This window comes from Lyngbya sp. CCY1209 (assembly GCF_055795065.1).
Genome location: NZ_JAYFER010000659.1, coordinates 1 through 22,183, shown reverse-complemented (window position 1 = coordinate 22,183; position 22,183 = coordinate 1). Strand labels below are relative to the sequence as shown.

The window sequence follows — 22,183 nt, the reverse complement described above, 5'->3', positions numbered from 1 at the left end:
AGAAGCTTGTTTTACGCGATCGCTTTTGTAGCCCGGGCATCTTGCCTGTGACAAGCTAGAAGCTTGTTTTACGCGATGATAATTAATCGGGTTCGATGCGGGGAGAAACGACCAAAAATGTCGGTTTGAAAACTCGGGCGAGTTGGTAAGCCCCGACTTTGTTTAAAAGCTGGTAATGATTATCCCGCAATCCGGCATCGTCGAATTCTCTGGGAATGGCGAGAATGAGGACGGTTTCCGGGGGGGAGGATTGGAATTCGGGTTGGCGGAGATCGGCGACGGCTTCCGTGGCGCGATCGCGGTATTTGACGGCGTTTCGGGTGTAAAATACCAGGCTGGGTTTCTCGAATCCGATCATCACCAATTCTTCCCCCGGCTGCCGCTGTTCTCGGACGGTTGCCGCCAATTCTCGGAGGGGATATTGTCGCTGGCGATCGAAAAAGATATATCCCGGGGTGACGGCGAAAATTAAAAAGGCGACAAATCCGATTAAATTGATGGCTAAAATCCAGGATATTTGATGGCGAAATCGGGCGATCGCGATCGCGATCGCGATGGCAGTCGCCCCCCAAATCAGGGCCCCGCGCACCAGCAACCCGGAGTCTCGCAGTTTCTCCGGCAAATCGGGCATCGTCGCATCCGCACCCAACCAGTTGATGCCGTACAAAAAGGCGAATGATATCGCCAGCAAACCGATTATATTGACAATAAAAAGGGGCATCAAATGGCGAAAAATGGGCGATCGCGAATCCTTTATTTTCCTCGATTGAAACTGTTTCAATATTTTTTCAGAATCGATTAAATGGCTCCAAAATAATGCCACCAGAATCGCCACAGCCGGCATCAGTGGAAGGACGTAACTGGGCAGTTTGGTGACGGCGACAGTAAAAAAGAGAAAGATACAGATAAACCAAAAAAAGGCGAACAATCCCAGTTGGTTGGCGCGATCTTGTTTTTGCCAATATCGGCGATTCCAGAAATGGGTGCGGGCGATCGCGGCGGGCAAATAAATCGACCAGGGGGCGAATCCGATCGCCACGACGATAAAGTAAAAATACCAGGGGGCGTCGTGGTGGTTCACCACATGGGTAAACCGTTCAAAGTTGTGATAGCCGAAGAACGATTTTAAGTAACTTTGACCATTTTCTAAGGTGACTAAAATATACCAGGGCAGGGTGATGAGTAGAAATAATATCCCGCCGAAAAGGGGGCGCATTTCCCGCCAAACTTGCCGGAACGTCCCCACATACAGGGAAAATGACCCGATAATTAACGCGGGTAAGACGATGCCGACGGGGCCTTTGGTGAGGACGGCGAGGGCGATGAGAAGGTAAAATATCAGATACCAAGCATTGAATTTAAGGCGATTTTTATCGCCCCGGATGTAACCCAAAAAAAAGGCGAATAACGCCGATCCCACGCAGCCCGCCAGCAACATATCGGACACGCCGATTCTGCCCCAGGCGATGGTTTCCGGGTTCAAAGCGATCGAGGCGGAACCGATCCAGGGGAGGCTCCGCAGGCGGGTTTTTTTGAGGGTGGCGACTTGGTGAAGGGTGTAAAATCCGAAAGCCGTCAGAGCGATCGCGGCGAGGGCGGACGGGAGGCGGACACCCCATTCGTTCACCCCCACAAACTGATAGGCGATCGCCATCAACCAATAAATTAAAGGCGGTTTGTCGAAGCGGGTTTCTCCGTTAAAATAGGGGGTGATCCAATTGTCGGTGACGAGCATTTGGCGGGCGGCTTCTGCGAACAGGGGTTCGGTTTCGTCCACCAAACCCACCCCGCCCAAATTCCACAAAAATGCCACGATCGCGATCGCGCCGAGCCACAAAACCGAGAGAATCGCCGCGGGGGGGCAAGAATTTCGGGGAAATTGCAAAGATTGAGACGTCGAACTTGCGGATTTCAGTTTCATTGCTCCCTTCAACATGGCATCGATAAATCGCCTTACTGATTTTAAAGCGATCGCGAACTTTCTGAAGGCGACAGGATCAAATGCCATTCCGAGAGTCCCGCGTCGAACTCGGGGAGGGCGGTTTTCCCCACCACGTAAGGCCCCCAGTACCGGCGGGAACCGTCCTGGGCAAAGGCGACGAGGATATCCCCGGCTTTCAACTCCAAATCCGCCGCGGGGAGGGACAGCAGCAACCCGTTTTGGCTCCCTTCCTGGGGGGCGAAGTCCCAGTGGACGGGTTCGGCGTCCCCGGCGGGTGTCGCCAGCAGCGCGATGCGGACGGGGTGCTCCGTGCGGTTGCTGACTCGCAGCGATCCCTGTCCGGCGGTTGGGGCGGGGGACTGGGGCCGAACCGGCGACGGTGTCGGACTCGGGGACGGCGCCGGGGGTTCCGGTGTCGGCGGCGGAATCACCACGGATGTCTCGGGTGTCGGTGCGGTGAGCAGAAGTTGGCGGAAAATCAGAATGGTAACAAAAAGCACCCCGCTCACCCAAATGCTAGGATGGAGTTTAAATTTCATTGGTCTTGGTATAAATTTTTAATAGCAGTTTCGACCTCGAGTTCCCCAGGAACGGCGCGATCGCAACTGTCCAGTAAAATTGGGAAAACCCCGCCGAGAATCCATGCAGAATACTCGTTTAAACCGATTTGCCGACGCGCTCGCCGAACAAACCACCCAGTGGCTCCGCAACCCCTGGCGACGAATTTCCGTCCTGGTCATTTGTTTTCTGTTCGGCACGTTCCTGGGAGTCGCTATTTCTACGATAGCGGGACAGGAGGCGAGTTGGGATATTTCCGTCGCTTTTATGGTTTTGGTGGTGACGGAAATTATCAGTTGGCTGGCCTATCGCAATGTGGTACGAAAGACTAAAAAACCGCTGTGGATCGACAGTCTCAACGCCCTGAAAATTGGTTTGAATTACAGTTTTTTCCTGTTGGCATTTTTGCTCGGGTCTTGAGAATTGGGGCGCTCAACTTGTAGGGGCGAATGGCATTCGCCCACGTTCGACATTCGTGGGGAGGGCGCAAGCAGGAGAGGGCGCAAGCCCGGGGCCCCTACGAGGTAAATTGAAAATTTTTTAATGTTCTATCGATTTTTTTTCAGTCATTATGATCGAGATTTTACAACGTTGGGCGGGGGGAGAACAGCCGACTTCGGAGGAGTTGGAGAAACTGGCCGAGGAGGAATGCCGCGATCGCGGGCGGATGGCCGCATTCGGCATCGGACCGGAAGGGGTGGGAGAAGTGATTCGACGGCGATCGCAACTCTTTCAATCGCTGCTGCGAGAAAATCCCGATTTGCCCATTTTATCCGAACAGTTGAAAACCCTGTGGACGCTGTGGCTGCCCCTCGGCATCCAACTGGCCGAATTGCGCCAAACCCTCGGCCGACCGCCCGTCCAGGGCATTTTGGGGGGGCAGGGGACGGGAAAAACCACCCTCGCCACGGTGCTCTCGCGGGTGCTCGCCCTCCTCGATTACCGGACTCTCAGCCTCTCCATCGACGACCTGTATAAAACCTACGACGAACGCCAACGCCTGCGGGAAGCCGATCCCCGCCTGATCTGGCGCGGCCCCCCCGGAACCCACGATGTCGATTTGGGGATTTCGGTTCTTGATCGACTGCGACACCCCGCATCGGGGGAACGGGTGGCGGTGCCCCGGTTCGACAAGTCCCTCTGGAACGGGGGCGGCGATCGCACCGAACCGGAGTGGGTGACGGGGATTGATGTCGTATTATTTGAAGGCTGGTTTGTCGGCTCTCATCCTGTAGATGGGGGGATTTTCGAGACGGCCCCGGCGCCGATCGTCACGGAAAGCGATCGCCAATTTGCCCGGGAAATGAACCACAAATTACAGGATTATTTGCCCCTGTGGGAGCGTCTGGATCGGCTGATGGTGCTCAACCCCGTCGATTATCGGCTGTCGAAACAGTGGCGGCGGCAGGCGGAAAATGAGATGAAAGCAAAGGGGCGATCGGGGATGACGGATGGGGAAATCGAGCAGTTTGTGGACTATTTTTGGAAGTCCCTCCACCCGGAATTGTTCATTCTTCCCCTGGTTGAAGATCGCGATCGTGTCGATTTGGTGGTCGATATCGAAGCGGATCATTCGGTGGGTCGGGTTTATCGCCCGGGAGCTTGGGATTAAAGTTTTGGCAACCCACAGTAATTTTCAAGTTGGTGAGATACACACATTAACTCAAAGTCCCCCTTTTCAAGGGGGATAATGGGGGATCGAACCGGAGCGCAGCAGATAGACAACTGCTCTAAATTTAAGTCCCCCTTTTTAAGGGGGATAATGGGGGATCGAACCGTATCGCAGCAGACAGAAAACTGTTATAATGCTTCAAACTTTGGCAACCGGAGACGGTTGCCCCCACCATGATTTGAAGATGATTGAAATTGGATAGACTGCAATTTAATAACTATTTGGATCGATCGCCCTAATCAGGATAATTGTCAAAAATCCCAGGATGGTTGACAACCCCACAATCGAGCCACCCTTTCCGTAGGCTTCCGGCAACATCGTTTCGGAAATGACCGTCAACATCGCCCCCGCCGCCATCGATTCCAAAAAGGAAATCCAGGTTTCTGGAACGTTGGCGAAGGCGAAACTGCCCACCGCCGCCAGCACCCCCGTCGTCACCATAATTGAAGTCCACATCACCAAAATGCGGGGGACGGCGAACCCCTGTTCTTTCATTCCCGTGGAACTAGAAAGGGCTTCCGGGTAGTTGGAAATAAACAAGCCGGCCAACAGTGAAGCGCTCAAAGGACCCGTTGCCATGTGGGCTCCGATGGTCAGCGCTTCCGGGATTCCGTCCATCAACAAACCCAACCAAATGGCGGTCGGCGCATCCTCATGTTCTTCCAGAGATTTGGAGGCGGAAACCACGGAAGGGACGATCTCGCCGGCATTCATACTTTGCAGCGCTTTTTCGACCCACCGTCGGGCTTTTTTGGGGTCGAAATCTTGCTTATTTTCCAAGTAAGCTTTGACCGATTCATCGCTCAAAAAGTTTTCCAAACTCCGTTCGAGGTACTCGGACTGCTGAATCATCTCTTGAAAATCTTGCTTGCGGAGAACCCACCCTTTCACGTCCGTTTTGGCGACACCCGTCATGGTGTGGGGAGCGCCGGTGATGAAGGAGAGGACGCCGAAGGCATCGCGATCGCGGACGACGGGGGGCGTTTTTCCGGGACTTTGGGTGTCGATCAACTCGACTTCTCCCCGATGGATGAGATAGAGGTGATTGGCAATTTCTTTGGGTTTAAAGAAGACGTAGCCATCATCAAAGGAACGGTAAACGAGGCGTTCGCTGATTTCTTCGAGTTCGTCCGTCGGCAGATCCTCGAACAGGGGAAAGCGCCGAATTTGGCGGGCAATTTCCAGGAAATCTTCGGCGTTGTGTTCGTTGGGTACCGCATCCGGGATGGCCCGATCTTCTCCCAGAGAGGCGATCGCCCGACTCACCCAATCTTTGATGTCCGGCAATTTCATTTCGTGTCGCTTTCGTAAATAATTGGCGATTTCTTCTCCCTGAAGTAGGTTTTTTGTCACCTCCACCGAGTGGGGAGAAACTTGCAGCAATTCTTCAAAATCGGGTTTGGGAAAAATCCACAATTCGGTGTCTGCGGTCGTCCGTGCCAGCATTTGGTGGGATGTCCCCGTCAAAAATCCCATGCGGCCGAAAATGTCGTTGGTTTGCAGGTTGATGTGGGGTTGCCAATCTTCCAGGGGGTCGAGCAGTTCCACCGCCCCTTTTCTGATGATGTAGAGGCTTTCGCTGGGGTCGTCTGGTTGATAAAGGACGGTATTTTTCGGATAGTTTCCCAACAGTAAACGCTGGGAAATAAACTGAGTGTCGTCGGCCGATAGCTGCCGGAACAGATCGATGCGTTTGAGTTGGTCGAGACTACTTTGAAAGTGACGACTTTTTTGCTGGTTCAGATGCACCAACATGGTGGAAGGTTTCCGCAAAAAACCGCCCGATTCGTTCACGATTTTATTGACAAGTGTAAAAAACAAACTGCCCAGAATCGCCCCGGCGACCAACGCCAAATAGTGACCTTTTTCTTGGGCATTTCCCACCAAATCGACGATCACCGCCGCCAGCAATGCCCCGGCACCGAAGGCGATCAAAAAGGATAAAATTCGATGTTTCGGTTGCCAAAATAAAGATGTCACCGCACCCAGTGGCATCGACAGCGAACTGAAGAGACCGGCGAACAATGCAGACAATAAAATATTTTCAAACACGTCAATATACCGCGAATTTAAAATCGACTAGGTTGGAGTCAATCCGATTTTTAAAATTCAAGAACAAAGGGGCTGGGAGTTCAATCATGTGGTCGGAAAAACTGATTAATACCCCCCGATGTCTAAAGCGTATTCAGAAGGATCGACGTGAATTGAACTAAAAAACCGGATTGTCGATCAGTATGACACAAAATCTTTAAAATCAGGTAAAGCGGAGAGGAACCCATTACTCTCTCCGCAAATATAGCGATTTAAAAGATTGTTCTAATTTCTGAAAAAGCCGGCGCGACAAACTGAGGCGATCGCGCACCTCGAAATATTCGATCTCTATCTTTAGGTACTTGACATTATCTTCCAACGCCGATAATAAGCGGGGGGTTGACCCCCCTCCCGTCAACGAATCGCCCGTCTCAAAAAGTTGGTTCGCAGAACAAAACTGGGTTTTAACTGGCTTTGAGGAGCCGGTTTGCGGAGGAGCAAGCGTTGCAGCATCAGAAGTAATAGGTAGATGCCGAACGCATAGGCGACTGCTGCGGTTAAAGTTACCCAATACATGAGTGCCACCGAAATAGATGTCCACTCCGATTAAAGCATTAATACTCAGGGATGAAAACCTCAAAAAAAATATTTTTTTTAGATTCACCAAGACTCCTTTTTGGCAGTTATTTCGGGGTATTTTCCGTTGTATTTTGTCAGTACAATCGCTGCTAATTGTCTGCTAGTTGTCATTCTATTTCCAAAATTACGGGCGCGTGGTCGCTGGGTTTGGGCCGGGTTCTCGGTTCGCGGTCAATGGTGCAGGCGATCGCACGTTTATATAATGAAGCACTCAAATAGTGATGGTCGATCCGCCACCCCCGGTTGCGGGGAAAGGACCCGGCGCGATAGTCCCACCAACTGTAATGTCCGCCGTCTTGGGTGAATTGGCGGAAGGCATCGGCGAGTCCCAAATCCGCGATCGCCCGCAGCGCCTCCCGTTCGGCGTCGGACGACATGATATGAGTTTCCCGCTTTTTGGGGTCGTGGATGTCCCGATCTTCCGGCGCGATATTGAAGTCCCCGCAGACGCAGAGATCGGGAAATTGAGCCAACATTTTGTCGAGATAGTCCCGCAGCAAGGCCAACCATTCCAGTTTGTATTCATATTTTTCGCTCCCCACGCAGGAACCGTTGGGGATGTAGAGATTGACGATACAAATATTGTCGATAACGCCCGCGATCGCCCGTTTTTGCGCGTCGAACTCCCCCACCTGATCGGGTTCCAAAATGGGCGTAAATCCCCCATTGACCCATTCCAGGGGTTGGCGGCTGAAAATCGCCACGCCGTTGTAGGCTTTTTGGCCGGAGATGTAGAGGTGGTAGCCCAATTCTTCAAAGGGCGATCGGGGGAAACTTTCGTCAACCACCTTGGTTTCCTGCAAACAGAGAACGTCGATATCTTGGGATTTCAACCAAGTCAAAACGTGATCCTGTCGGGTGCGAATTGAGTTGACATTCCAGGTGGCAATTTTCATATTGAATCGGGGAATCATATGGCAACCGCTAAGGCGGTTAGGACAAGGCTTGCAGAACCGACTCGATAGGGGGAGGCCCGCCGCCAGAGGCGATCGCACTCTATTCTATAGCAATGAGCGATCGACAACTATCCTGCCATCCGAAGGCGGGTAGCTGCCTGTTGAGGAAGAGTCGGACCGATATCGGCTCCGTGGCGGTCCGGAAGGATCTCTCGTCGCGGGAAACCCCAACGTCGCATCAAGTTGGGGGACTTCACACCATCAAAAAAGCCCCCCACCAGCCGGCGGGGGACTTTCGTTTAATTACCTAACTGGGGTGTCCGGGTTAACCGAACTTGCCGGCAGTCGAGGCAATCAAGAAGGCTGCGTAAGTCAGGACATAGCCAACGGTGAAGTGAGCCAGACCGACGATGCGAGCTTGAACGATGGACAGTGCAACGGGCTTGTCCTTCCAGCGAACCAGGTTCGCCAGGGGAGTGCGCTCGTGTGCCCAAACGATGGTCTCGATGAGTTCCTGCCAGTAACCCCGCCAGGAGATCAAGAACATGAAACCGGTTGCCCAAACCAGGTGTCCGAACAGGAACATCCAGGCCCAGACGGACAGGTTGTTGGTTCCGAAGGGATTGTAGCCGTTGATCAACTGGGAAGAGTTCAACCACAGGTAATCGCGGAACCATCCCATCAGGTAGGTGGAGGACTCGTTGAACTGAGCAACGTTGCCCTGCCAGATGCCCAGGTGCTTCCAGTGCCAGTAGAAGGTCAACCAGCCCAGGGTGTTGAGCATCCAGAACATCGCGAGGTAGAAGGAGTCCCAAGCGGAGATGTCGCAAGTACCGCCACGGCCGGGGCCATCACAGGGGAAGGCATAGCCGAAGTCTTTCTTGTCGGGCATCAGCTTGGAGCCGCGGGCATCCAGAGCACCCTTGACGAGAATCAGGGTGGTGGTGTGCAGGCCGAGGGCGATCGCGTGGTGGACCAGGAAATCGCCAGGGCCGATGGTCAGGAACAGGGAGTTTTTGCCGGAGTTGATGGCATCCAGCCAGCCGGGCAACCAGACGTTGCCGTAGTTGGGCCAGGCGGTGGTGGCGATGCTGTCGGAATTGGACAGCAGCACGTCCATCGCGTAAACCGCTTTACCGTGAGAAGCCTGAATGAACTGGGCGAAGACCGGTTCGATCAGGATTTGCTTTTCGGGGGTTCCGAAAGCGACCACGACGTCGTTATGGACGTACAGGCCCAGGGTGTGGAATCCGAGGAACAGAGACACCCAGCTCAGGTGAGAGATGATTGCCTCTTTGTGATCCAAAACGCGAGCCAAAACGTTCCCCTTGTTTTGCTCCGGATCGTAGTCGCGAACCAGGAAGATGGCGCCGTGGGCGAATGCACCGACCATGATGAATCCAGCGATGTACTGGTGGTGGGTGTAGAGGGCGGCCATCGTGGTGTAATCCCGAGCCATGAAGGCGTAGGGAGGCAGGGCGTACATATGCTGTGCCACCAGGGAGGTGATCACCCCGAGGCAAGCCAGGTGCCAGCCCAACTGGAAGTGCAGGGAGTTGTTGTAGGTCTCGTAGATGCCTTGGTGGGGCATATTGAACGGACCTTCAACCTTACGGCCAAAGAACTCTTTGGCGTCGCACATCTCTTTGATGCTGTGGCCGATACCGAAGTTGGTCCGGTACATATGGCCGGCGATGATGAAGATCACCGCGATCGCCAGGTGGTGGTGAGCCATATCGGTCAACCACAGGGACTCAGTCTGGGGGTGGAAGCCGCCCAAGAACGTCAGGATCGCACTCCCGGCTCCTTCGGACGTGCCGAACACATGGCTGGCAGTATCGGGATTCTGAGCGTAAACGCCCCAGTTTCCGGTGAAGAAGGGAGCCAGACCCGCCGGGTGAGGCAGGGTGCTCAGGAAGTTATCCCAACCGACGTGCTGTCCGCGAGATTCGGGGATGGCGACGTGAACCAGGTGACCCGTCCAAGCCAAGGAGCTGACGCCGAACAGACCGGCCAAGTGGTGGTTCAACCGAGATTCGGCGTTCTTGAACCAGGACAGGCTGGGGCGGTACTTGGGCTGGAGGTGCAACCAACCGGCGAACAGGAAGACTGCGGCCAGCAGGAGCAGGAAGATGGAACCCTGGTACAGGTCTCCGTTGGTCCGCATCCCGATGGTGTACCACCAGTGGTAAACCCCGGAGTATGCGATGTCCACCGGGTTAGATGCGCCCGCTTGGGTGAACGCATCAACGGCGGGTTGTCCGAATTGGGGGTCCCAAATCGCGTGGGCGATGGGACGGACGTTTAAGGGATCTTTGATCCACTGTTCAAAATTGCCTTGCCAGGCGACGTGGAACAGGCTGCCAGAAGTCCAGAGAAAGATGATGGCGATGTGTCCGAAGTGGGAGGCGAAAATCTTTTGGTAGAGATTCTCCTCCGTCATCCCATCATGGGTCTCGAAATCGTGGGCCGTGGCAATCCCGTACCAAATCCGACGGGTGGTCGGATCTTGAGCCAGATCCTGGCTAAATTTTGGGAATTTCGTTGCCATAAGTCCTAACTAAATCGTGTTCTCGTCGAGTCTGCCCGGGGAAATTGAGGCGGTTTCGCCGTCTGTTTGAGAGGGACGAGAACTGCCCCAATTCCCGAGCAGAGATCTCTCATCCTACGGAGATGATTCGGGCTAAGAAGAACGCCCAGGTCGTGACAATTCCTCCGAGGAGGTAGTGCGCGACCCCGACCGCGCGACCCTGAATGATGCTCAGAGCACGAGGCTGAATTGCGGGAGCCACTTTGAGCTTGTTGTGCGCCCAAACGATGGACTCGATCAGTTCTTGCCAGTAGCCGCGGCCGCTGAACAGGAACATGAGGCTGAACGCCCACACGAAGTGAGCCGCCAAGAACATCAAACCGTAGGCCGAAAGGGCTGACCCGTAGGAGTTGATCACCTGGGAGGCTTGCGCCCACAGGAAATCACGCAACCACCCATTAATGGTAATCGCACTTTGTGCAAAGTTGCCATTGGTGATGTGGGTGATTGTACCGTCGGGGGCGACGGTTCCCCAAACGTCGGATTGCATCTTCCAACTGAAGTGGAAAATCACAATTGACAGGGAATTGTACATCCAGAACAGGCCGAGGAACACGTGGTCCCAACCCGAGACTTGGCAGGTGCCACCGCGACCGGGTCCGTCGCAGGGGAACCGGAATCCCAATTCGCTCTTGTCAGGAATCAGGCGGGAGTTGCGGGCGTACAGGACACCCTTGAGCAGGATCAGAACGGTCACGTGGATGGTGAAGGCGTGGATGTGGTGGACCAGGAAGTCCGCCGTACCCAGCGCGATCGGCATCATCGCGACCTTGCCGCCGACGGCAACGACATCACCGCCGAAGGCGGGGCTGACGCCAGCCATGACGTTGGGGGCAGTGTTGCCCGGTGCCAGGGTGTGCAGGTTTTGCACCCACTGGGCGAAGATGGGCTGCAGTTGAATCCCCGTGTCGGAGAACATATCCTGGGGACGGCCAAACGCACGCATGGTGTCGTTGTGGACGTACAGCCCGAAGCTGTGGAAGCCCAGGAAGATGCAGACCCAGTTCAGGTGGGAGATGATCGCATCGCGGTGACGGATCACGCGATCGAGCAAGTTGTTGACGTTCTTGGCCGGATCGTAATCCCGCACCATGAAGATGGCACCGTGGGCGCCAGCACCCACGACCAGGAAGCCTCCGATCCACATATGGTGGGTGAACAGAGACAGTTGGGTGGGATAGTCCGTCGCGATGTAAGGGTAGGGGGGCATCGCATACATGTGGTGGGCCACGATGATGCTCAGGGACCCCAGCATGGCCAAGTTGATGGCGAGTTGCGCGTGCCAGGAAGTGGTCAGGATTTCATAGAGACCCTTGTGACCTTCACCGGTGAAGGGACCTTTGTGAGCCTCCAGGATTTCCTTCATGCTGTGGCCGATGCCCCAGTTCGTCCGGTACATATGGCCGGCGACGATGAACAGGACGGCCAGAGCCAGGTGGTGGTGGGCCGTGTCGGACAGCCACAAACCGCCCGTCTGGGGGTTCAGTCCACCTTTGAAGGTCAGGAAGTCGGCGTAAACCCCCCAGTTGAGCGTGAAGAAAGGTGCCAGACCTTCTTTGAAGCTCGGATACAGTTCTGCCATCAAGCTGGAGTTCAGGATGAACTCGTGGGGCAGGGGGATATCCTGGGGAGCGACTCCGGAGTCGAGCAGCTTGTTGATGGGGAGGGACACGTGAATTTGGTGTCCGGCCCAACCCAAGCAGCCCAAGCCCAGCAGTCCGGCCAGGTGGTGGTTCATCATCGACTCCACGTTCTGGAACCATTCCAGTTTGGGAGCGCGCTTGTGGTAGTGGAACCAACCGGCGAACAGCATCAGGCCCGCCATCACCAGGGCACCGATCGCGGTGCAGTAGAGTTGGAACTCGTTGGTGATGCCGGAGGCCCGCCAGAGCTGGAACAGTCCAGAAGTGATCTGGATGCCCTGGAAACCACCACCTACATCGGCATTTAAAATTTCTTGGCCAAAGATCGGCCAAACCACTTGAGCGCTGGGCTTGATCCCGGTGGGATCGGTCAGCCAGGCTTCGTAGTTGGAAAACTTCGCGCCGTGGAAGTAGGCGCCACTCAGCCAAATGAAGATGACTGCGAGATGGCCGAAGTGGGCGCTAAAGATTTTGCGCGAAATATCTTCTAAATCGCTGGTATGACTATCGAAGTCGTGAGCGTCGGCGTGTAGGTTCCAAATCCAGGTTGTCGTACTTGGACCTTTAGCAAGATCGCGGCGAAAATGACCGGGCTTTCCCCATCTTTCAAAAGATGTGGGAGTTGGGTCCTTGTCTACCGTGACCTTCACTTTTGCCTCCCGCTCTGGAGGACTGATGGTCATTTAGACTCTCCTCTCCGTATCACAAAAAACAAGAAATGTTGCAGACTCTGAAGAACGGTTGTTAAAACCCCTTCAACATCCTTTGCAAAAGTTTAGAATTCTCTGAACCTTTGCCGGGGACAACACCATACCCTGGGTTTTGCCTTGTGTATTTAAAGGCGTATTTTAGCGACAACTGCCGACTTCTGTCGATAGCAGTTTGTTATGCTGCAGCCCGGAAGCTGTTGTCTCTACATGATATATCATCTTTTCGAGCAACATGGGATGGGTCGGTAACAATAATTAAGAATAGCTCGAATGCCCACGATATCGACGCTTGAGCCGATTTCGCCCGCCGGAGACCGTAAATATCCGCATTGAACAGTTACAAAACTTAAAATTTCTGGGACATGAAGTAGCTTTGTATACCAATTCGATCGCCATCCGGACGGCCCTTGGCCACCCGCCGCGATCGCCCCACATCGCCGGTTTGTCGGGCCGGGTATTTGGGAGGCGGTCCTTTTGGGCTATAGTTCCCTATGGAAGGCATCCGTCCAAATTATCGATCCGGGTTTTTAGGAGTATTTAACGTGTCTGTTCTGAATTGGTGGTGGACTCCGATCAAACGACTGCTGGCCGTCGCCCTCGCGGCAGTCCTCATATTGCCCCTGGCGGGGTGCGGTTCGTCAGCCGAACAAACGTTGGAAACCGTCCCCAGTCCGCCCTCCTCCCCCAAACCCCCCCAACAGAAAATCGCGGAAGTCTCCCCCCCGGACTTAATTCAAAAACTGCATCCGGCCCTCGATCGCTACCAACCCCAGGTCAAAATACTCAGTCCCCAATCCGAAGAAATCCTCGCGGACAACACCGTAACGGTGCAACTCGACGTCCGGGACTTTCCCACCTTCCGAGATCAAACCCTCGGTTTGGGACCCCACCTGCATTTCATTCTCGACGACGGACGCGATCGCGACATTTACAACCCCCAAGAACCCCTCATCCTCCCCGACCTCAAACCCGGAACCCACACGCTGCGGGTGTTCGCCGTCTACCCCTGGGGCGAGAGCTTCAAAAACGACGGCGCCCTCTCCAGCACGACATTCCATATCTATACGAAAACCCCCGACAATCACCCCGATCTGGATCTCCCCCTGCTCACCTACAACCGCCCCCGGGGAACCTACGGGGCCGAACCCATCCTCCTGGACTTCTATTTGGACAACGCCCCCCTGCACCTCGTCGCCCAGGAAGATCCCGAAGATGAAATCGTCGATTGGCGCATCCGCGTCACCGTCAACGGCGAAAGCTTCGTCCTCGATCGCTGGGAACCCATCTATTTAAAAGGATTCCAACCCGGCAAAAACTGGGTTCAACTCGAATTCCTCGACGAACTCGGAGAACCCCTCGACAACGTTTACAACACCACCGCCCGAGTTCTCACCTACGATCCCGACCGCCAAGACCCCCTCTCCCAACTTGTCCGGGGCCAACTCTCCCTGGCCCAAGCCCGGAGTTTGGTCGAATTCGACTCTATCAGTCCCATCACCCCCGCTCCCGAAATTGAAGAAGAACCGGAAACCCCGGCAGAAGAAGAACCCGTCGTTGAAGAAGAGCCGGAAATTCCCGTCGAGGAAGAACCCGCCATTGAAGAGGAAGTAGAAGCCCCCGTCGAGGAAGAACCGGTCATTATTGAAGAAATAGAAGCCCCCACCGAGCAAGAACCCGCCATTGAAGAGGAAGTAGAAGCCCCCGTCGAGGAAGAACCGGTGGTTGAAGAACCCGAAACGCCCACAGAAGAAGCGGTTGAAGAACCGGAAACGCCGGTGGCGGAAGAACCGGCGGTTGAAGAACCGGAAATGCCCACAGAGGAAACGTTAGAAGAACCGGTCGTTGAAGAACCGGCGGTTGAAGAACCCGAAATTCCCGCAGAGGAAGCGTCGGAAGAATCGACGGTTGAAGAACCCGAAACGCCCGCAGAGGAGGAACCCGAAGCAGTCGCACCGGAAATCCCGGAGGAACCGGGCGAAAACCCGATCCAAAAATTTTTGGGACAATTCCAATTGCCCAAATTCGGCGGAGATCGTGGAGAAACCCCGAGTTCCGAAGCCTCCGGAGGCGGTATCCAAAACCTTCTCAATCGCTTCCGGATTCCCTTCTTGAGTTCCGAGGAACCCACCCCCGGCGCCCCGGCCACGTTGCCGGAAATTCTAGAGGAAGTGCCGGAACCCGAACCCGTCGAAGAACTCCCGCCGTTCGCGTCCCCCGATTTGGTGCCCGATTTGGATTTGCCCGTCGAGGAGGACATCCAAGAACCGACTGTCGAGGAAATGTTTGACTCGGAATCCGAGCTGATGCCGGAAACCGGAGCCGAGGAATCCCCCGTCGAGGAAATGTTTGAATCGGAACCCGAACCGATGCCGGAAGTGGATATCGAAGCATCTGAAATTGAAGCGATCGAACCCGAACCGATGCCGGAAGCGGATATCGAAGCATCTGAAATTGAAGCGATCGAACCCGAACCGATCGCGGAAACGGAAGTGGAAGTCGAGGAATCCCCCGTCGAGGAAGTTGTTGAACCGGAACCCGAACCGGTGGAAATGGAAGCCGAGGAAGTCCCCGCCGAAACTGTTTCAAATCCCCAATCGGAAGCATAAAAATGACTGATTCAATGCCAACCCAAAATCCCGTCGAGTATTACACCTGGCAGAGATATCGATGCGCCTACGAATTCGATCCGCCTCCCGATGGGGACAGTTCGGCCAGTCCCCTGCTGCTGGTTCACCCCATCGGCGTGGGATTGTCCCGCCGTTTTTGGTATCGATTTTGTCGGGAGTGGCGGCACCTGGGCGGTGAAAATGCGATTTACAATCCCGATTTGATCGGGTGTGGGGAGAGTGAAAAACCCCCCGTCGCCTATCAAGTCGAAGACTGGGCGGAACAATTGCAGGAATTGATAAAAACGGTTATCAAACAACCGGTAATTGTAGTTGTTCAGGGGGCCCTGTTGCCGGTGGCGATCGCACTCGCAAAAAAATATCCGGACGGCGTGCGGGGGATGGTTTTATCCGGCCCCCCGGCTTGGCCGGTGATGACCGAGGCTTCATCTGACCCCCGGCAGCGTTTGCTTTGGAATCTCTTTTTTGATGCCCCCGGCGGACGTTTGTTGTGGATTTATGCCCGTCGGGAACAGTTTTTAAAATCTTTTTCCATTCGCCAATTGTTTGCGGAGGCGAAGGATGTCGATCGCGAGTGGTTGGATTTGCTGGCGGTGGGTTCGCGGGAGGCGAGAAGTCGCTACGCGGTGTTTTCTTTTTTGGCGGGATTCTGGCGGAAAGATTACGCCCTGGACATGGCAAACTTGAGTCAACCCACCCTCGTCGTTATCGGCGATCGCGCTTCGAGTATCAGCCGCAGCGGTAAATCGGAAACTCCGGAGGATCGAAAACAAGCCTATGAAAAAGGGTGGAAAAATGCCCGGGCGATCGTGATTCCCGGCCGCAATGTTTTGCCCTATGAAGAAACTGAAAGGTTTGTGAAAGTGACTCGGGAGTTTGTGAGTCAACTTTAGAGGGGGAATTGGGCGGGTTTTGGCATCGCGATATCATGTTAACCCAATCAGTTGGAGCTCCCTCCAGGCATTTTTCGAGAATGAGGCTCCTTAGCAGCAGGCAACCGGAGACGGCTGCCCCCACCTGGGCTCCATCCCTTAGCAGCAGGCAACCGGAGACGGTTGCCCCCACTTTGGCTCCATCCCTTAGCAGCAGGCAACCGGAGACGGTTGCCCCCACCTGGACTCCATCCTTACCAGCGGATCTGATATCAATTCATTTTTCATGCCGTTTTGGCTTCTTGATAAGTCGGAAAATCGGTGTAACCTTCGGCGTCGAAAGAATACCAAACCGACATATCCGCATCGGGATTTAAAGGCCAGTTGTGGGCGAATCGTTCCACCAAATCCGGGTTGCTGATGAAGGGACGGCCGAAAGCGATCGCGTCCGCGTCCCCGGCTTGAATCGCCGCTTCCGCCTTTTCTTGGGTGTAGCCACAATTACCGATCAAAGCACCGGAAAAGAGGGGGCGAAATTCCGACAATTTCATCGGTTCTCCGAGTTCGTGAAACCCGAATTCTAAACCGTCCATAATGTGGAGGTAAGCCAAATTATAAGTATTTAACTGTTCGGCGACGTAGAGAAATGTTTCCCGGTAATCGGAGGAACCCATATCGTTAAATCCGCCGTTGGGAGACAGGCGAACTCCGACGCGATCACTGTCCCAAACCGTGAGAATCGCTTCCGTAACCTCTCTCAAAAATTGAAACCTTTTTTCGATGCTGCCACCGTAGCGATCGCTTCTGTGGTTGGTTTTAGATTGCAGAAATTCGTCGATCAAATAGCCATTCGCACCGTGAATTTCCACCCCGTCAAATCCGGCATATTTCGCCCGTTCCGATGCCTTCCGATAGTCGGCAACCACGCCGGGGATTTCGTCTGTTTCCAGCGCCCTGGGGGTTTCGTAGGGCTGCTTTCCGGTGGGGGTGTGGATGTAATCCTCATTCAATTTGATCGCCGAGGGGGCGACGGGCAGTTTTCCGTCGTGGAAGCTGGAATGGGAAGCCCTGCCGGTGTGCCACAATTGCAGGAAAATCTTACCATTTTTGTTGTGGACGGCATCGACAATTGGCCGCCAAGCTTCCCCCTGTTTGTCGGTGTAAATTCCGGGGGAATTTAGCCAGCCGATGCCCTGTTTTGAAATAACTGTCGCTTCAGTAATAATCAAACCCGCCGAGGCGCGTTGGGCGTAATATTCCGCCATCAAAGGGTTGGGAATGCGGTCTTCTCCGGATCGCGATCGCGTCAGGGGGGCCATGACGACGCGGTTGTTTAAAGAGACACTCCCGATTTTTACGGGACTGAGTAATTTGGGTGATTTCGTGTTTTCGGTCATCTGTCAAAGCCTTATCAATCCGATCATATGATAAACGATTTTATGAAAAATGGATGTGACAGGCAGGATGCCTGTGCTACAGAAAAATCAGTCTTCCGGGGCTTGACTGACGAGTTTGCGATCGGGTAATCCCGTCGTTAAAATTAACCCCACTGAAGCAACAAAAACTAGAAAGATCATCCCCGAACGAAATGCATTGATGCGGGCGATCGCATAATTTTCTAAAATCTGTTCGGTCAGTGGCGACGTAAACTCACCTTGATTTAATATTTCTTCCAGTTGGGTATCGGAAACCAACTCGATACTCGTTTGCACTGCAGCAATCAGTTCCGGTTTTTTATCCTCCGGAATTGAAGAGCTATTTTCCACCCAATTTTGAGCGCCAATGGTCAATGTTGCCAGCATCATCACCCCCACCAAAGCCACGCCGATGGAATTTCCCAACTGTTCAAAGGTGGAATTCAATCCCGACGTTTCCGGGGTATCTTCCGGACTGACGGAGGATAGAATTAAATTCAGGATTTGCGAGGCGATCAAACCCATTCCCAAACCGAATAAAACCCCGGTGGCGAGTTCTCTCGGTCGGGCGTCGGGTTGAATGGTGAAAATCAGTTGGATTAATCCTAAGATACCACAAATAAACCCGACTTGAATAATTCGTTTGGCGGAAAAACGGGCGGACAGTTTCGCCCCCAGAATCGCGAAAACGAGGATCGCCAGGGACATGGGTAAAAGGGCGATTCCCGTTTGCATGGCGGTAAATTCAAACGTCAATTGCAGCAGCAGGGGGGCGATAAATAGGAACGATGCCAGAATTGCCATGTGGACGAAACGGACACCAAAACCGGGGATCAGTCCCGGTGTTTTGAAGAGAGAAGGTTTGAATAATCCGTCGGTGGCGATGGTTTCTAAGTGCCATTCCCAAAGAATTAATCCCATCAAAAATAGGATGCCGATGCCGACCAAAAAGGGCGTGACAGACAGTCCGAAAGGAGCCAGTTCTAAACCGGCGATCGCCAACGGTTTTGTCGCCAGCCAAAGTCCGTAGGTTTGGGCGAGTAAGATGCCCGTCACGATGCTGGAAAATCCGATAATTGCCAGTAAACCCCCCAGAAAATCAAATTTCGGGCGACGTTCTGGCGGCAATTCCGAGGGAATTTTCGGACTGAGAATTAAGACCAAAATCACGATCGCGACTTCCAGGCGGAACGCCCACCGCCAACTGTGGAACGTGGTCAAATATCCGCCGACGATGGGGCCGAGCGCCGCGCCCACCGCCCCCACCGCGCTGATAATGCCGTAGGCAAAGGCGAGATCTTTACCTTGATATTGACCGCGTAATAACGTCTGAATGTTGGGTATCATCAGGGCGGAACCCAACCCTTCTAAAACCGACCAGCCGATCAGTAAAACTCCCAAAGTCTGACTGAAGGAAGCCGTCGCCGTCCCGATGCCAAAAATTATCAGTCCGACCAAAAACGTGCGTTTTTTACCAAAAATAACGGAGAGTTTACCGCCGATCAGCATGAACGACGCCATCACCAGGGCAAATAGGGCGATCGCCGATTGAATGCCCCCTACCGTCGTATTCAGATCCACCACCAAGGCGGAAATCGAAACATTCATGATCGTGGTATCGATGACGATAATAAACATCGACATCGCCAAAATCATCAGCAGCATCCATTTCTGCATCAGTTTAATCTCCAAAGTCGAAATTTTTGATAACCTTTAAAATCGGGCGGATTGAATCAGTATAGGGTTTCTCATACTCATGAGATACGGTGTGCATTTAAAGTCCCCCTGATCAAGGGATGTGCATTTAAAGTCCCCCTGCTCAAGGGGGATTTAGGGGGATCGGATCGGTTTTGGCAAAACTTCACCTCCGACACCGGGCGCGATCGCTTAAAATTGATCTCGAAAAGCCACCGCCGACGAGAATCCCTCCATGCAACCCGTAGACTATACCACCCTGATGGCATCCTGTTCCGAATTGCGGACAAACTGGCTGCCCGCCCGCCTCGAACAGGTGTATCAGCGCGATCGCTTCACCGTTTCCCTCGCCCTGCGAACCCTCAACCGCCGGGGTTGGCTGGATATTTCCTGGCACCCCCAAGCCGCCCGCCTCTGCGTCTCTTCCCCGCCCCCCCGAGTCCCCGACACCTTCACATTCAGCGATCAATTGCGGCACCAATTGGGGGGTTTGGCGTTAGTCGCGATCGCCGAAGTTTCCCCTTGGGAACGGGTGATCGATTTCCAATTTGCCAAGCGTCCGGGAGAGCCCGCCCTCTGGCATTTGTACGTCGAAATTATGAGTAAATACAGCAACGTTATTCTAGCCGGAAAAGATAACGCGATCGTCACCGCAGCCCACCAAGTCAGCAGCCAACAGTCCAGCGTCCGCCCCATCCAAACCGGCGATCGCTACGAATTGCCCCCCCGCCTCACCGATCCGATTCCCAAGTTGGAAGAACCTTTGGAACGCTGGCGGGAACGGGTGAGTTTGATTCCGGGTTCTGTGAAAAAACAATTGCTCAAAAGTTATCGGGGCTTGAGTTCCTCCCTGGCAATTTCCATGATCGAAGTGGCGGGTTTGGATCAAAATTGCACCACGGAAAGTCTAAATAATGCGGAATGGGAACGGCTGTTTCAGCGGTGGCGGGAGTGGTTGCACACCTTGGAAACAGAGGAATTTAAACCGGGTCGAACTCAGACGGGTTACACCGTCACGGGTTGGGGAAAGATCGGGGAAAGTCCGGCGACGGTTCAGGAACTTCTCGACGAATATTATACCGAAGAACTCAACCGCCAGGAGTTCAAACAACTCCGGCATCAAATCAGTCAAAAACTCAATACTCTGTTGAAAAAATTGGGGGTAAAATTGCAGGGATTTTGCGATCGCCTGCAACAGTCGGACGATGCGGATCTGTATCGGGGGCAAGCCGATTTGTTGATGGCCCACCTGCACGAGTGGGAACCGGGAATGAAGGCTATTAAATTAGCTGATTTTGAGACGGGAGAACCCGTGAAAATCCCCCTCGATCCGGAAAAAAACGCCGTCCAAAACGCCCAATCTCTCTACAAGCGACACCAGAAACTCAAGCGGGCACGGGTGGCGATCGAACCCTTGATGAAAGCGGTCAAAGATGAGATAGACTATTTGGAACAGGTGGAAGCCGCGATCGCCCAGACGCCGACCTACCAAAAACCCGCCGACCTGCAAACATTAAAAGAAATTCGGGGTGAATTGATCGAGGAAGGCTATCTCAGCGTCCCCGACTATCGCAAACCGGCGGCGGGCACGGAAACCGAATTTTATCGCTACCGGACGCCGGGGGGATTCGAGTTATTGGTGGGCCGCAACAACCAACAAAACGATCGCCTCACGTCCCAGGTGGCCACGGATTACGACCTCTGGTTCCACACCCAGGAGATCCCCGGCAGTCACGTTTTGCTGCGTCTCCCGCCGGGGGAAGTGCCCGACGACACGGATTTGCAGTTCGTCGCCAACGTCACCGCCTACTACAGCCGTGCCCGCCAAAGCGAACAGGTTCCGGTGATTTACACCCACCCCAAACACGTCTACAAACCCAAGGGGGCAAAACCCGGGATGGTGATTTACAAGCATGAACGGGTGTTGTGGGGGGCACCGCAGCAGGCCATCCAGGTTTTGGGTCTGGAAGTGTAGGCGATCGCAAACCGCCCGATCTAAAAAAGTAAACTTTTGTGAATGAAAGAGGTGTGATACTTGTTACAATGCGATCGAGAGGTTTGAGAATTTATACCCGCACCGCAAACGCGGAACGCCAAAACTCGGGTGTCCTCAAATCGCAACAACAACGGTATCCTTTTGCATCTGGCCAGATCCCCCCGGGGTCGGCCATTTTTATAGCGCTGCGCGCTGGGGTGTGGGGTGTAGGGTGTAGGGTGTAGGGAGGGGAAACTCCCTTTCCGAAACGGTAAACATACGATCGCTCGTTGCTACATTACCCGTCCTCCGGGAGGGGATCGCAGCGGATCTCGATCTGGAATCCGTCGGGGTCGTAGAAGTAGATGCCGCGACCCGTGGGGCGGCTGACCGGGCCTTGGGCGATCGCGATCTGTCCGTTCCGCAACACCTCCACCGCGGCATCGAACTGTTCGGGGGCGATATCGAAGGCGAGGTGGTTTGCGCGGGTGAATTGGTGCGTCGGGTCGGGGTGCGGCGGTTCCAGGTCGGGCTCGGCGAACAGGTCGATCACCGTCCCGTCCGGCGTGACGAAATTGGCGACTTTCCCGGCTTCCACCAAGGATTTCAGGGTGCTGGGAACCTCTTCTCCCCTCAGTTCGTGGAGTCCGAGAATTTCCCCGTAGAATTTGCGGGAAGCTTCGATGTCAGCGACGTTAAACGCGATGTGGTGGACGCGGCGCAGCATTCCGGGTGCGAGGGTGGGTTGGCCGGAGGTGGAGATAGATTGCATGGCGATCGCTCCTCGTTTTTACCGTTTCTTGATTGTAGCGGATATAGCCACAAACAATGATAAAGAGGAGGTAGGGGCAAGCCTCTGCGCTTGCCCATCAATCCATCAATCCATCAATGATCAATCGGTAGGGGCAAGCCTCTGCG

General features: G+C 54.1%; 17 protein-coding genes. 6 read left to right on the top strand and 11 right to left on the bottom strand.

The genetic code is table 11. The features are described from left to right. Positions 1 to 82 precede the first annotated feature (82 nt). Together AC0QHF_RS27285 and AC0QHF_RS27280 are read right to left on the bottom strand one after the other, a co-directional pair. On the bottom strand, positions 83 to 2,008 hold the full coding sequence (locus AC0QHF_RS27285; protein ID WP_324707432.1) for an ArnT family glycosyltransferase: 1,926 nt from the start codon (positions 2,006 to 2,008) through the stop codon (positions 83 to 85). Then, positions 1,963 to 2,481 (bottom strand): hypothetical protein, encoded by a 519-nt coding sequence (locus AC0QHF_RS27280; protein ID WP_324707431.1) that lies wholly within the window; start codon positions 2,479 to 2,481, stop codon positions 1,963 to 1,965. Before AC0QHF_RS27280 ends, AC0QHF_RS27285 begins: the two co-directional genes overlap by 46 nt. 103 nt (positions 2,482 to 2,584) lie before the next feature. Between AC0QHF_RS27280 and AC0QHF_RS27275 the strand changes: the two genes are divergently transcribed. Further along, positions 2,585 to 2,920 (top strand): DUF565 domain-containing protein, encoded by a 336-nt coding sequence (locus AC0QHF_RS27275; RefSeq protein WP_324707430.1) that lies wholly within the window; start codon positions 2,585 to 2,587, stop codon positions 2,918 to 2,920. 151 nt (positions 2,921 to 3,071) lie between these two features. Continuing rightward, positions 3,072 to 4,112: a glycerate kinase gene (locus tag AC0QHF_RS27270; protein ID WP_324707429.1), complete on the top strand. Its 1,041-nt coding sequence runs from the start codon at positions 3,072 to 3,074 to the stop codon at positions 4,110 to 4,112. Between the two features lie 270 nt (positions 4,113 to 4,382). On the opposite strand, the gene AC0QHF_RS27265 is transcribed toward AC0QHF_RS27270, so the two are convergent. From AC0QHF_RS27265 to xth, 3 genes are all read right to left on the bottom strand, one after another. Then, a complete protein-coding gene (locus AC0QHF_RS27265) occupies positions 4,383 to 6,167 on the bottom strand; it encodes a cyclic nucleotide-binding domain-containing protein (RefSeq protein WP_324707428.1) in 1,785 nt (594 codons plus the stop codon). Positions 6,168 to 6,617: 450 nt separating this feature from the next. After that, complete coding sequence (locus tag AC0QHF_RS27260) at positions 6,618 to 6,779, bottom strand: hypothetical protein (RefSeq protein WP_324707427.1); 162 nt, start codon at positions 6,777 to 6,779, stop codon at positions 6,618 to 6,620. A 170-nt stretch (positions 6,780 to 6,949) separates the two neighbouring features. Beyond that, positions 6,950 to 7,738 (bottom strand): exodeoxyribonuclease III, encoded by a 789-nt coding sequence (xth, locus tag AC0QHF_RS27255; RefSeq protein ID WP_324707426.1) that lies wholly within the window; start codon positions 7,736 to 7,738, stop codon positions 6,950 to 6,952. Positions 7,739 to 7,851: 113 nt separating this feature from the next. Between xth and AC0QHF_RS27250 the strand changes: the two genes are divergently transcribed. Then, positions 7,852 to 8,049 carry a hypothetical protein gene (locus AC0QHF_RS27250; RefSeq protein WP_324707425.1) on the top strand — a complete coding sequence of 66 codons (198 nt, stop codon included), beginning with the start codon at positions 7,852 to 7,854 and terminating at the stop codon, positions 8,047 to 8,049. 14 nt (positions 8,050 to 8,063) lie between these two features. On the opposite strand, the gene psaB is transcribed toward AC0QHF_RS27250, so the two are convergent. The 3 genes from psaB to AC0QHF_RS27235 all read right to left on the bottom strand — a co-directional run bounded on the left by psaB (position 8,064) and on the right by AC0QHF_RS27235 (position 13,183). Next, positions 8,064 to 10,289 carry a photosystem I core protein PsaB gene (gene psaB, locus AC0QHF_RS27245; RefSeq protein WP_324707424.1) on the bottom strand — a complete coding sequence of 742 codons (2,226 nt, stop codon included), beginning with the start codon at positions 10,287 to 10,289 and terminating at the stop codon, positions 8,064 to 8,066. Between the two features lie 109 nt (positions 10,290 to 10,398). After that, positions 10,399 to 12,654: a photosystem I core protein PsaA gene (psaA, locus tag AC0QHF_RS27240; RefSeq protein ID WP_324707423.1), complete on the bottom strand. Its 2,256-nt coding sequence runs from the start codon at positions 12,652 to 12,654 to the stop codon at positions 10,399 to 10,401. 373 nt (positions 12,655 to 13,027) lie between these two features. Beyond that, positions 13,028 to 13,183 carry a hypothetical protein gene (locus AC0QHF_RS27235; RefSeq protein WP_324707422.1) on the bottom strand — a complete coding sequence of 52 codons (156 nt, stop codon included), beginning with the start codon at positions 13,181 to 13,183 and terminating at the stop codon, positions 13,028 to 13,030. A gap of 40 nt (positions 13,184 to 13,223) precedes the next feature. Here AC0QHF_RS27235 and AC0QHF_RS27230 point away from each other — a divergent pair, with 40 nt between their 5' ends. Both AC0QHF_RS27230 and AC0QHF_RS27225 read left to right on the top strand, forming a co-directional pair. After that, positions 13,224 to 15,287, top strand: a complete 2,064-nt coding sequence (locus tag AC0QHF_RS27230; RefSeq protein WP_324707421.1) for a hypothetical protein — start codon at positions 13,224 to 13,226, stop codon at positions 15,285 to 15,287. A 2-nt stretch (positions 15,288 to 15,289) separates the two neighbouring features. After that, positions 15,290 to 16,201: an alpha/beta hydrolase gene (locus tag AC0QHF_RS27225; protein ID WP_375341470.1), complete on the top strand. Its 912-nt coding sequence runs from the start codon at positions 15,290 to 15,292 to the stop codon at positions 16,199 to 16,201. A 263-nt stretch (positions 16,202 to 16,464) separates the two neighbouring features. Here the strand turns inward: AC0QHF_RS27225 and AC0QHF_RS27220 are convergent, their stop codons facing one another. After that, entirely contained in the window at positions 16,465 to 17,577 is a 1,113-nt protein-coding gene (locus tag AC0QHF_RS27220) for an alkene reductase (protein ID WP_324707420.1), read from the bottom strand. A gap of 87 nt (positions 17,578 to 17,664) precedes the next feature. Further along, positions 17,665 to 19,272: an MFS transporter gene (locus AC0QHF_RS27215; RefSeq protein WP_324707419.1), complete on the bottom strand. Its 1,608-nt coding sequence runs from the start codon at positions 19,270 to 19,272 to the stop codon at positions 17,665 to 17,667. A gap of 253 nt (positions 19,273 to 19,525) precedes the next feature. Here AC0QHF_RS27215 and AC0QHF_RS27210 point away from each other — a divergent pair, with 253 nt between their 5' ends. Beyond that, positions 19,526 to 21,265: an Rqc2 family fibronectin-binding protein gene (locus AC0QHF_RS27210; RefSeq protein WP_324707418.1), complete on the top strand. Its 1,740-nt coding sequence runs from the start codon at positions 19,526 to 19,528 to the stop codon at positions 21,263 to 21,265. 298 nt (positions 21,266 to 21,563) lie between these two features. On the opposite strand, the gene AC0QHF_RS27205 is transcribed toward AC0QHF_RS27210, so the two are convergent. Then, positions 21,564 to 22,037 carry a VOC family protein gene (locus tag AC0QHF_RS27205; protein ID WP_324707417.1) on the bottom strand — a complete coding sequence of 158 codons (474 nt, stop codon included), beginning with the start codon at positions 22,035 to 22,037 and terminating at the stop codon, positions 21,564 to 21,566. Positions 22,038 to 22,183: the final 146 nt, after the last annotated feature.